The following is an 11,700-nucleotide window of genomic DNA, read 5'->3' as shown; positions in this document are numbered from 1 at the left end:
ATGCAGCGCGCAGCGAAGCATCTGGCGTGCGCAACGCAATTAGTTACTGCCACAAGCGAGATGCTTCGCTGCGCGCTGCATCACAGTCTGGTATAGGCCAGACGGTTAGGCCAACTGCCCTTTGATGCGGTAGCCATACATGCCGAACAGCAGAATCACCAGGTAGCATACCATCGGGATGAGGTAGCCAATTTGAATATTATCACCGCGCATGTCGATGAGGGTGCCCATTAGCGGCGGCATGATGGCGCCACCCACGATGGACATCACCAGCCACGACGAGCCGGGCTTCGTGTCGTCGCCGAGGCCGGCAATGCCCAGGGCGAAGATGGTGGGGAACATGATGCTCATGAAAAAGCCCAGTCCGCCTAGGGCGTAGATAACGTAGGCCCCGTCGCCGAACACGGCCACCGCGCACAGCGCCATGGCGACAACGGCATAAATCGACAGCAGCCGCTGCGAGGCGATGTACTTCAGCAAAGCAGTGCCAATGAAGCGCCCCACCATGAACAGCAGCCCGTAAACGGCCAGGTAGTAACCGGCCGTTTTCTCATCCACGCCGGCGCCTTGCTTGGCCATCCGGATGAAGAAGCTCGTGACGCATACCTGCGCTCCCACATAGAAAAACTGCGCCACCACGGCCCAGGTGAGGTGCCGGTGCTTGAGCACCGCGAAGAAGCCGCCGCCTTCCGACGGCTCGGCTTCGGCGGCCCGCACTTCGGGCAGCTTGCTGAAAAAGAACAGCACCGCCACGGCCACCAGCACGCTGGCCAGCACGATGTAAGGCAGTTTCACAGCTGCCGCTTCGTGGTTGAGGTAGGCGATGCGAACGGCCTCGGGCATGGCGGCCAGCTGGGCCTTGGTGTATTCCTTGCCCGACAAAATCAGGTTGGCCCCGATGATGGGCGCTACGAACACGGCCAGCCCGTTGAACGAGGCCGCCAGGTTCAGCCGGCTCGTGGCCGACTCGGGCGGGCCGAGCACGGCGGCGTAGGGGTTGGCGGCGGTTTCCAAGGTTGTCAGCCCGCAGCCAATGATGAACAGCGCGGCCAGAAACAGGCCGTAGGAGCGGGCGTCAGCAGCCGGCACGAACAGAAACGCCCCGCCCGCAAAGGCCAGCAGCCCCAGAATGATGGTGGCCTTGTAGCCCAGCCGCTTGAGCAATATCCCGGCCGGAATGGCCATCAGGAAGTAAGCCAGAAACACGGCCGTGTCCACGAAGGTTGACTGCCGGTTGTTGAGTTGGCAGGCTTTCTGAAGGTGCGGAATCAGGATGGAGTCGAGGCTATGCGCCATGCCCCACAGGAAAAACACACCCACCACCAGAATAAACGGCAGCAGGTAGGCGCGGCCACTGGCGGGGCTGCCGGTAGCAACGGGTGGCGGGGTGGAAGCAGGAGCAAGGGCCATGGGGTGGGATTTGAGTTACAAGAATGAGAAAAAGGGCGTCATACTGAGCGCAGCCGAAGCATCTCTACCGCGCAATGCAATCAATTACCAATGCGGTAGAGATGCTTCGGCTGCGCTCAGCATGACCGTTTTATTGATGGTCTCAAGCGCGCAATTTCACCACCAGCAGGTGGTCGCAGGCCAGCACCACTTCGCCGCGCTCGTTGATGACTTCCACGTGCTCAGTAACGGTGCCGTAGCCGGGCTTTTTGCCTTCTTCCTTGGCCGAAATCGTAACTTCTGAGTGGATGGTGTTGCCAATGAAAACGGGTTTCACGAAGCGCAGCCGGTCGTAGCCTTTGGAGAAGGCTTCGGGGTTGATTTCCGAGGCGGTGAGGCCGATGCCGATGCTGAAAATCATGGTGCCGTGCGCAATGCGCTGGCCGAAGGGCTGGGTTTTGCTCCACTCCGCGTCGAGGTGGTGGGGGAAGAAGTCGCCCGTGTGACCGGCGTGTACCACGAAGTCGGTTTCGGTGATGGTGCGGCCCAGCGTCACGCGCTTATCGCCGAGGGTGTAGTCTTCGAAAAAAGTCGATTTGAAGTACATGAGTTGGTAGTCAATTACTCGTTTTTAGTTGCTGGGCTGGATAGTCAAACCCAGACCGTCATGCAGCGCGCAGCGAAGCATCTCGCTTGTGGCAGTAACTAATTGCGTCGCGCACACGAGATGCTTCGCTGCGCGCTGCATGACCTACTTTATGACGTAACATTTTCGCGGTTAGAGCCACTTGTTGTGGCGTTGCCGTCGCTCGACGCATAAGCTGCTTCCACCACGGCCATGGTTTTTATCACGTCTTCCACGCTGGTGGGCAGCACGTCTGTTTCGCCGTTTTTATAGCGCATCAGGCTGCCCATTGTGCCCATGAAGGCATCCGGAAACCACGAACCTTCCAACGCCACGGTGTGCCATACCGGCTTTTCGCCCTCGCGCAGCAGGCAGTACTCAAACTTGTCGGGCACGCCGTTCGGGTAGTCCATCAGCAGGCCCATGCGGGCCTTGATGGCGCCTTTTGTGCCTTCCCATTTGATAAAGCTCTCCTGGTTTTCGGGGCCGAAGGAATGGTCGTGGTTGGTGTTGATGACGGCGTGCATCGTGTCGCCGTAGTCGAACAGAATGGTGGAGCGCGACGAGGACAGCGCCTTGGCGGGGTGCCGCAGCGTCTTGGCCAGCACGCGAGCGGGCTCGCCCAGAAAGCTGCGAATCAGGTCGATGTAGTGGATGCTGTGGTACTGAATTTCGAGGCGTGGGTGCACCATCACGTGCGGAAACAGCTCCCAGGGTGTCTCCAGTGTCACGCGCACTTCCATATCGTACAGCTCCCCGATAAGGCCCTGGCGCAGCATTTCGCGGGCGGCGGCCACGTAGGGCGCAAAGCGCAGCTGGCAGTTGATGGCGGCCACCAGGTTCTTGCGGCGGCACACCTCCAGTATTTCCTGGCTTTGCCAGAAGTAGTCGCCCATGGGCTTCTGAATCAGCACACCCGCACCATCAGGCAATTGGTTTAGCGTTTCTACAAACTGCTCGGGCATGATGGTGATGTCGTACACGGCATTGGCGGGCGCGTGGGCCACGGCCTCGGCCACCGAGTCGTACACGTGCGGGATGCCCCAGGTAGCGGCCAGCTTTTCGGCCCGGGCCCGGGTGCGGTTGGTGATGCCGACGACCTCAAACCCGGCCTTGCGGTAGGCTGGCAAATGCGCGTCGTTCACGATGCCGCCAGCTCCGATGATGACGATGGGCAACGGCCGCTGCGGCAGCACGGGCAGGTAGTTGATTTCGTGGCTGTCGATGTTAAACATGGTCAAGCGAGTTGATTTTCTGTTGGCCCGCGGCGAGTAGCTCGGCCACCGGCGCGTCGGTGTTGATGGCTTGCAGCACCACTTCGTCAATAATGGCGGCGATGCGCGCCCAGTTGGTGTGGCGGGGCAGCGTTTCGGCCTGTTGGTGCAGTTGCTCCAGCTTGTGATAGTAGGGCACGAGGCCATTAATGTCAGCGTCGTGCCAGGTCGAAATCCGGCAGCCGATGCCGCCTTCCAGCGTCAGCAACTTGTCGTTTTCGGGGCGGGTGGCGTAGCGCAGAAACTCGTAGGCCACATCCTTGTACCGGCTGCCCGCGCCGATGGCGTAGAGCCAGTACACGTTCAGCGAAGCCGACTGCCCGCCCGCGCCCTGTGGAATTGGGGCAATATCGACCTGGCCCCTTACCGGGCAAGCAGTATCCACGTCGCACACGGCCGCAAAGCCAAACCAGTTAACCATCATAGCCGCTTCGCCGCGCGCAAAGGCCTGACCGGCCGTTACCGACTCATACTGCATGGTCTGTGGATGCGCGGCGGCGTGGTCGCGGAGCAACTCCCGGTAGAACGCGAGCCCCTCGGTCGCCGCAGCACTGTCGATGCGCACCTGACCTTGGGTGTCAACCAGCTGGCCGCCACGCGTCCAGAGGTGCAGGCAGAAGTCGAAGACCGTGTTGTGGCCGTCGGGGTAGCCAGCGGCTACGAGGCCGTACAAATTGTTGGCAGGGCGCTGGAAGAAGCGTGCCACGGCCTGGAATTCCTCCCAGGTTTCGGGCACTTGCAGCGGCCGGCCGTGCTGTTGCTGGAAGGCCGCTTGCTCGGCGGGGTTCTCAAACAAGTCGCGGCGGTAAATCAGGCACTCAGGCCCGTCGTGGAAAGGTAGTCCCAGCACGGCGTCGCCAAATTGCTGCATGCCTAAAAGTGAGGGACTCCAGCCCTGCGGAAAATCAACTGGCGGGTTCGGAGTGAGGTAGGGCACGAGGTTTTCTAGGGCATCGACGGCTTGAGCTTCGGCCAGCCAGTCGGTGCTGATGTGGGCCACGTCCCAGGCGCCATTTTTAAGACCTTCATCCGTGAGCAGGCTGGCGTGTAGCTCGTGCAGGTCCATGGGCACCATCTCCACAGCTAGCGGGCAGCCGGTTTCCTCGCAGAAGCCCGACCACAGCTTCGCCATGGCACTTTCGAACGGGCCAAACTTGCGCACGGCAATGCGGAAAACGGTGGGCTCAGGCGTCATGGCGGGCGGGTTGCAAAGTGGCTAGTTCGGCCAGGATGGCGGCGTTGTCCTGGCCCAGTTGGGGGGAGCCCACGGACGAGGTCAGCAACTCGCCATCGAGGCGGATGGGGCAACGCGTGGTGCGGTAGCGGTAGCCGTCAGCCATTGTCACCTCTTGCACCATGTTCAGCGCCGCGAAGCCTTCGTGCGCCAGCAGCTTGTCCCAGGTCAGCACGTTGGCGCACCAGATGTCGGCGGGCTCCAGCACGGCCAGCCAGGCTTCGGTGGTGGCGGTGCGCAGGTGCGCGGCCAGGGTGGCTTTTATCTCGTCGCGCTGCGTGAAAGCCTGCGCCACTTCCCCGTAGCTCAGCAACGCCGGACAGCCCAGCAGCTGGCCCAGCTTGGGAATTGAGCCCATGGCCAGGGCCAGGAAGCCGTTGCTGGTCTGGTAGATGCCGTAGGGCGCGCCAAGGTAGGCGTGGGCGTTATTATGTCGGGTGCGCTCGGGCAGCGCGCCACCGTCGTTGAAGAAGGTGGTGATGGTTTCGAACTGAAAATCGAAGGCCGATTCCAGCATGCTCACCTGCACCAGCCCGCCCGCGCCGCTTCGGCCGCGCCGCACGAGGCAGGCCAGCAGTCCCTGCGCCAGGTGCGCCCCTGCCAGCATATCCACGATGGACAGGCCCATGGGCACGGGGCCAGCATCGGCGTTGCCGCTCAGCCAGGTCAGGCCCGACACGGATTGTAGCAGTAGGTCCTGACCGGGCTTATCGCGCCAGGGGCCTTCGGGGCCGTAGCCGGATATTTCGCCGTACACCACGTTGGGGTTCTGCGCTTGCACGCGGGCGTAGTCGAAGCCGAGGCGCTCCATCACGCCGGGGCGGTAGTTGTGCATCACCACGTCGGCGCGGGCGAGCAGTTCCCACACCCGAGCTTTGTCGTCCTCGTTTTTGAGGTCGACGGCGAAGCTTTCCTTGTTGCGGTTGATGGCGTGAAACACCGACGACTCGCCGTTCATAATGATGTTCGAAGTGTAGAGGTGTCGGCAGATGTCGCCCGTTTCGGGCCGCTCAATTTTGATAACACGCGCTCCGAGGTCAGCCAGCCGCAGGGCGGCCGAGGGGCCGGAAAGAAACTGGCTGAAATCAACTACCAGCAGGCCATCGAGCGGTTTGCTCGCTGCACTAACCTCACTCTCCCAAAGGCCAGCACGCAAAGAGGGGAGGCTAGCCTCTGACACAAGACCAAATTCCGCCCGAATAGCCTCCGTGTCAACTCCCGGTCGGGGCGCCGCCTTGTCTGAATACAATCGTTCGCCATCAATGCGGATGGGGCAGCGCGTGGTGGCTAGCTGCTGCCCGTTACTGAGGTTCACCAGCTGCTTTATTCCCAGCACCTCGAAGCCGGGGCTGCTGGTGGCCTGCTGGTAGTTCAGCACCTCAGCGCACCAGATGCCCAGTGGCTCCAGCTTCGCGAGCCAGGTGGCGGTGGAGGCTTCGCGCAAGGCTGCGGCTAAGCGGGCACTGATGTCGTCGCGGCCGTCGAACCAGGAATTTGCCGTGGGGTAGTCAGCCAGAATGCCCAGGTTCAGCGTGGTATCGAGCTTATCCAGGTTGCCCATGGCCAGAGCCAGGTAGCCGTCCTGAGTTTGATAGATGCCGTAGGGGGCGCTCAGGTAAGGATGAGCGGTGCCGCGCGCCGCACCGCGTTGCGGCAGCTGGCCGCCGTCGTTCAGGTGGGTGGTCAGCAGCTCAAACTGCATGTCGAGCACCGATTCCAGCAAGCTGACTTCGACCAGAGCGCCCCGGTCGGTTTTATCGCGCCGGACCAGCGCCGCCAGCAGCCCTTGCGCGAAGTGCGAGCCGCAAATAATATCGGCCACGGCAATACCGAAAGGCGTGGGGCCGTCATCCTTCGTGCCCGACAAGTATGTGAGGCCCGACATTGACTGAATCAGCAAATCCTGCCCCGGCTTGGTGGCCCAGGGACCAGTGGGTCCGTAGCCCGTCACCACGCCGTAGATGAGGCGCGGGTTCAGGGCGCGCACATCGTCGTAGCCGAGGCCGATTTTTTCCATGATGCCCGGCCGGAAGTTGTGGGTCATCACGTCAGCCCGGGCCAACAGCTGCTTCACCTGGGCCAGGTCATCGGGATTCTTGAGGTCGGCGGCGTAGGATTCCTTATTGCGGTTGATGGTGTGAAACACCAGGCTGCTGTCTTCCACAAACAGGTTTTTGATGGCAATCTGCCGGCCGGCCTCGCCGGTGCCCGGCCGCTCAATTTTAATGACGCGCGCGCCGAGGTCGGCCAGCCGCAGGCCCGCCGAGGGCGCGGCTAGGAACTGGCTAAATTCGATGACTAGTAGGCCGGAGAGGGGGAGAGACATAGATTGTTGGTTGTGATGTTGCGTGGACTCTGCGAGTCCGCGCAACGAGCACTGCGAGTATTGGCGTAAGGACGGTGAAGGCGCGAGTCACTCGCTACGCTCGTTGCGCGGACTCGCAGAGTCCACGTTACATCGTTCTGGATTTCACATATAGCTCGTTCAGCTCGCGCAGCAGGGCGCGCTCGTCGCCGCCGTGCATCAAGTACTGGCGCACGGGCTCGCCGGCGTGGTCTTGGAAGTACATGTGGCCGTGGTAGCGTGGGCGCAGGAAGGCGCGCTGCAAAGCCGGCAGCGTGGCCGCAAAATAGTTGCTGGACTGTGCGTTCACCTGCGCGTCCTGCCAGGCGGCGAGGTGGCCGGGTTGGCCGCCGTTGTCGAAATACAGCGTTTGCTGGCAGGTGGGCGAGGCCACGAACTCGGCGTAGCGCACGGCGGTGGCTACGTCGGCGCACTTGGCCGAGATGGCCAGGCCGGTGCCGCCGAGCGTGCTGCGTAGGCGGGTGCCACCGGGCGCTAGGCTTACCATGTCGTGGAAGTGCAGCAGGCGGCGGGCGTAGCCGCGGCGGGCGTAGTTGGAATAGCCATAGGCGAAGGGGCAGTAGGCCAGCGCGTCGGTCTGCGTCATAGCCTCGTACACCTGAATGGGGTTGCGGTGGAAGCAGGCCGGGTCCACCTTGCTGGCCAGCTCGCGGAACATCTGCAGGGCCTGCACGCCCACGGCCTCGCTCACCACTTCGTTTTCGCGCTGGCAGGGGTCTTCGTCCAGCGAGCAGCAGAACATGTAGAAACTCATCAGCGTGTCGATGGGGATGAGCGCGAAGGCCACCAAGCCGCGGTCGGCCAGGGCCAAGAGGTCGGCGAAGGTTTCGGGCAGGGCCAGGCCGTGCTGGGCCAGTAGGTCGGGGCGGCTGGCGGCTACGGGCGTAGCCGCGTCGATGGGCAAGGCCCACTGGTGGCCGTTGAAGCTGTAGCTTTCGAAGGAGTGACCCACGGTGTTGGCTTGCTGGTCGACCAGAAACTCGGCGGGCAGGTACTCATCCAACGGCAGAATGGAGCCGGTACGCGCCGCAAAGCCGGCCCACGGGTGGTCAATCACCAGCAAGTCGAACCGCTCGGCCAATTGCTGTATCGACTCGTCGGCGAACTGTTGCAGCGAGCGTTTCTCCCAAGTGATGCTCACGTTCGGGTTCAGCTCCGAGAAGCGTTGGGCAGTGGCAGCCATCGGCACGAAGCCGCGGCTGTGGTTCCACGTGATGCCTTTGAGGTGGATGTGGTCGGTGGGCATTGGGGTGCGTTTCTTATGATGGCCGTCATGCAGAGCGCAGCGAAGCATCTCGCTCGCTTCGTTGTTGACGCTAGGAATTACTTCAGCACGCGAGATGCTTCGCTGCGCTCTGCATGACGTTCAGTGGGTTGATTAGCAAAGCGAATGCTTTGAGCCAGTTTGCTCGCATCCTTTTTGCCGCTGACGGGTAGCAGGTAGAAGCTGTAGCTATAAGGTTTCGAGGGCAGCTGGTATTTGTCAATCGGGGCGGCCTGGGCGTCCCAGCTGGTGTTGCCGCCCACGCCCATCTGGGCGAGGTCGATGTTGAGGGTGATAAAGCCGGCGTCTTTCAGCTTGTTGGTGTGCCGGGCTTGCCGGATGTTCTGCTCGGTGTAGGGCCAGGCGCTCATGCTCAGCATGCTGTCAGCTACCACCAGCAGGCCGGTGTTTTGCTTGTCGGCGAGCTGCATCCAGCGCACGTCGGTGCGGTTGGCGTATTCCATCGGCACCACGTAGGAGTCAGCAAACTCGCTTAGCGGCTGCGAGTAAATGCCCGCGTCGAAGCCGTAGCGGCGGTCGATGTAGTTTTCCAGGGGGCCCCGGCCGTAGAAGCTGATGTTGTCGTAGGCGCGCTTGATACCGAGCTGCATGCCCACGCGCGGAATGTTGGGCAGGCCGGCGGCGGGCGTGAGGGCGTAATCCACTTTCAAGGCGCCGTCGCCGTTCAGCGTGTAGGTCACGCGCGCGGTGGTTTTGCCGTCGATGAGGGCGTAGGTGCTCATGAGGCTCGGGCGGCTGGCGTTACTTTGGTCCAGCGTCAGGCTTTGCAGCTTGGGCTCGGCCGCAAACCACTCTTTCAGCTTCTTGTCGGCCTTCCAGCCGCGCCGGTCGTTGTCGGTAAGGGGGCGGGTGAAGTGAGGCAGCAGCGGAGCCGCCAGCTGCTCGGTGCCGCGGTAACGGTAGGAGGTGAGGGCCCCGCTGGCCTTGTCAATGGTTACCTGAAAGTCCTTGCCGCTTAGCTGGTAAGCCGTCGCATCGTTGCGTACGGCCACAGCTGGCTGCTTGCCCGAGGCCGCCTGGGGCTGGGCTAGGCCGGTGAGGGCCAGCTGGTTGGTAGCGACTTCGTGGCCCGCAGCGGCCCAGGCCGTCAGTTGGGGCAAGGTGAAGGAAATATTAGCCAGGTACTCCGCGTCAGCTTTCAGCTTGGGCAGGTATTTCGCCAGGGAAATTACCGTGTCGCGCCCGGCTGCCAACCGCAGTCGGGGAAGTGGTTTGGTGCTGATAATGCGGCCGTTCTCGCGCAGAATCAGCGCGGCGGCGTAGGTGTCGGCGTTGAGCAGTGCGGCGCGGTTTTCTATTCGTACGAGGCCCTTGACGGCATCCACCAGGGTGCATTCCAGCGGCTGATACACGCGCTTGCACTCGTAGATGGCGGCGTGCGGCTTGCCGTCCGAAGCCACGATGCCTTTGATGGTGAAGTCGTCGTAGTATTTCTCCTGAAAGTCGCCGCCATAGGCGTAAAACGCGGTACCGGTCGAGTCTTTTTTCAGCAGGCCCTGGTCTTTAAACTCCCAGATGCAGCCACCAATCACGCGCTTGGTGGCGCGCCAGCCGTCCCAAAATTCCTTCATGTTGCCGGTGGCGTTGCCCATGGAGTGGGCGTACTCGCAGAAGAAAATGGGGCGGGTATCGCCGTTCGGCTGGTTGGCCAGTAGCTCGCCCGTGAACAGGCCGGGGTACATGCGGCTCACCATGTCCACGTAGGGCTGGTCGCGCGGCACCTGGATGCGGTAGGCGTGGTTTTTGGGGTAGTTTGGGTCGGAGGGGTCGATGTAGCCGGGCAGGTGCGGGTCGCCCTGCGCGGGCTCGTAGTGGATGGGCCGGGTGATGTCGAAATCGCGCAGCCAGGCAGCCATGGCGGCGTGGTTGGGGCCGCGGCCGCTCTCGTTGCCCAGGCTCCAGAAGATGATACTGGGGTGGTTTTTGTCGCGCAGGGCCATGCGCATGCTGCGCTCCTGGTAGGCGGCGGTCCAGGCCGGGTCGTTGCTCAGCTTGGAGCCCAGGCCGTGGGTTTCGAGGTTGGCCTCGTCGATGACGAGGATGCCGTACTCGTCGCAGAGGTCGTAGAAGTAGGGGTCGTTGGGGTAGTGGCTAGTGCGAATGCAGTTGAAATTAAACTGCTTGAGCGTGCGCACATCTTCCCGAATGTCGTCGCGGCTCACGGCCATGCCCTTGGCGGGGTGGTGGTCGTGGCGGTTCACGCCGTAGAGGTAGGTGAGCTTGCCGTTGATGAGCAGCTTGCCGTTATCCTTCGAGAATTCAATGCTACGGAAGCCTACCCGGCAGCTCTTGGCTTCGAGCACCGCGCCGGTTTTGTCGGTGAGGGTGAGCACCAGCGTGTAGAGGTTGGGCGCCTCGTCGCTCCACTTCAGCGGGTTGCGCACGGTGGTTTCGAGCAGACCGAACTTGGCGTTGTCGAGGCGCGGATACTTCTCATTTAGGATGCCGTCGGCTGTGATTTGCAGGGGTTTTTCCAGCACCGGCTTGCCCTGCCGGTCATAAAGCTGCGCCGCTACCTGGTAGCCGCCGAGGTCGTTGTTGCCGGTCAGATTTTCGAGGCGCGGGCGGATGCTCAGCACCGCGTCCTTGTAGTCCTTGTCGAGCTTGGCCTGCCAGTGGAAGTCGGCAATGCGCAGCTTGGGCTCGGCCAGCAGCAGCACCTCGCGGAAGATGCCGCTCAGCCGCCAGTGGTCCTGGTCTTCGAGGTAGGAGCCATCCGACCAGCGCATTACCTGCACCGACACCACATTTTCGCCGCCCTGCAAATAAGGCGTCACGTTGAACTCAGAGGGCAGGCAGCTGTCCTCGCCGTAGCCCAGAAACTTCCCGTTCACCCACACTTTAAACGCCGAGCTGACGCCGCCGAAGTGCAGCGTCACGTTCTGGCTTTGCCAGCCGGCCGGCACCGTGAAGCTGCGCTGGTACGAGCCCACGCCGTTGTAGTCCTGCGGCACGAACGGCGGGTCAACGGGCCGAAACGGGTACTTGGCGCTCTTGTAAATGGGCAGGTCGTAGCCGTTCAGCTCCCAGTTGGAGGGCACGGCCAGCTGCTTCCAGCCCTTCACGCGGCTTTTGTAGAAGTCGCGGGGCGCATCAGTGGGCTTGCTGGCGAAGCTGAAATCCCACAAGCCATTGAGCGACTGCACACGCGAGCTAAGGCTGCGGTTGCCCGTCAGCGCGTCCTTCTCAGAAGCGAATGAGTAGGCCGTGGCGCGAGCCCGGTCGCGGTTGATTTCGGTAAGCTGCGGAATCTGGTAGCCGTCGGCCTCGGGGCCGGGGTAGATGACTGGTGCGTGCGAGACGTTGGGGAAGAAATAGACGCTGGCCTCCTGGGCGCGTCCTAGGAAGGGCAGGAGGAGCAGGATACACCAGACATGGGGCTTCATCCCCCAGTCCCCTCTCCAGCGGAGAAGAGGAGCCAGGCGGCATTTCGCTCTGGAAAAAAATGGAATATGAATTCTAGTCATTCTCATTTTAGTCAATTCTTTAATCCCGTGGCTCCCTTATTCCTCCAGTAGGAGCAGGGGT

7 protein-coding genes are annotated in these 11,700 nt (G+C 62.1%); all 7 read right to left on the bottom strand.

All coding sequences use genetic code 11. The features are described 5' to 3' along the window. Positions 1 to 105: 105 nt before the first annotated feature. Complete coding sequence (fucP, locus tag I2I01_RS05340; RefSeq protein WP_196285368.1) at positions 106 to 1,410, bottom strand: L-fucose:H+ symporter permease; 1,305 nt, start codon at positions 1,408 to 1,410, stop codon at positions 106 to 108. Positions 1,411 to 1,552: 142 nt separating this feature from the next. Next, positions 1,553 to 1,996, bottom strand: coding sequence for a MaoC/PaaZ C-terminal domain-containing protein (locus I2I01_RS05335; protein WP_196285367.1), 444 nt, complete (start codon positions 1,994 to 1,996; stop codon positions 1,553 to 1,555). 149 nt (positions 1,997 to 2,145) lie between these two features. Next, positions 2,146 to 3,249: a Gfo/Idh/MocA family protein gene (locus I2I01_RS05330; protein ID WP_196285366.1), complete on the bottom strand. Its 1,104-nt coding sequence runs from the start codon at positions 3,247 to 3,249 to the stop codon at positions 2,146 to 2,148. Then, a complete protein-coding gene (locus I2I01_RS05325) occupies positions 3,242 to 4,483 on the bottom strand; it encodes an extracellular solute-binding protein (protein ID WP_196285365.1) in 1,242 nt (413 codons plus the stop codon). The genes I2I01_RS05330 and I2I01_RS05325 overlap by 8 nt, the downstream gene beginning before the upstream one ends. Next, positions 4,473 to 6,848 carry a CaiB/BaiF CoA transferase family protein gene (locus tag I2I01_RS23135; RefSeq protein WP_230678872.1) on the bottom strand — a complete coding sequence of 792 codons (2,376 nt, stop codon included), beginning with the start codon at positions 6,846 to 6,848 and terminating at the stop codon, positions 4,473 to 4,475. The genes I2I01_RS05325 and I2I01_RS23135 overlap by 11 nt, the downstream gene beginning before the upstream one ends. A 127-nt stretch (positions 6,849 to 6,975) precedes the next feature. After that, a complete protein-coding gene (locus I2I01_RS05310) occupies positions 6,976 to 8,133 on the bottom strand; it encodes an ABC transporter substrate-binding protein (RefSeq protein WP_196285364.1) in 1,158 nt (385 codons plus the stop codon). A gap of 77 nt (positions 8,134 to 8,210) precedes the next feature. Further along, positions 8,211 to 11,558, bottom strand: coding sequence for a glycoside hydrolase family 2 TIM barrel-domain containing protein (locus I2I01_RS05305; protein WP_196285363.1), 3,348 nt, complete (start codon positions 11,556 to 11,558; stop codon positions 8,211 to 8,213). Positions 11,559 to 11,700: the final 142 nt, after the last annotated feature.

Origin of the sequence: Hymenobacter properus (assembly GCF_015694735.1) — a bacterium.
Lineage (GTDB): Bacteria > Bacteroidota > Bacteroidia > Cytophagales > Hymenobacteraceae > Hymenobacter > Hymenobacter properus.
This window is presented reverse-complemented; position numbering and strand designations above follow the sequence as displayed.

What these genes read in the sequence shown, in the direction of transcription:
- fucP (WP_196285368.1), bottom strand. Translation starts at nt 1,410, where the DNA reads ATGGCCCTTGCTCCTGCTTCCACCCCGCCACCCGTTGCTACCGGCAGC.
- I2I01_RS05335 (WP_196285367.1), bottom strand. Translation starts at nt 1,996, where the DNA reads ATGTACTTCAAATCGACTTTTTTCGAAGACTACACCCTCGGCGATAAG.
- I2I01_RS05330 (WP_196285366.1), bottom strand. Translation starts at nt 3,249, where the DNA reads ATGTTTAACATCGACAGCCACGAAATCAACTACCTGCCCGTGCTGCCG.
- I2I01_RS05325 (WP_196285365.1), bottom strand. Translation starts at nt 4,483, where the DNA reads ATGACGCCTGAGCCCACCGTTTTCCGCATTGCCGTGCGCAAGTTTGGC.
- I2I01_RS23135 (WP_230678872.1), bottom strand. Translation starts at nt 6,848, where the DNA reads ATGTCTCTCCCCCTCTCCGGCCTACTAGTCATCGAATTTAGCCAGTTC.
- I2I01_RS05310 (WP_196285364.1), bottom strand. Translation starts at nt 8,133, where the DNA reads ATGCCCACCGACCACATCCACCTCAAAGGCATCACGTGGAACCACAGC.
- I2I01_RS05305 (WP_196285363.1), bottom strand. Translation starts at nt 11,558, where the DNA reads ATGAAGCCCCATGTCTGGTGTATCCTGCTCCTCCTGCCCTTCCTAGGA.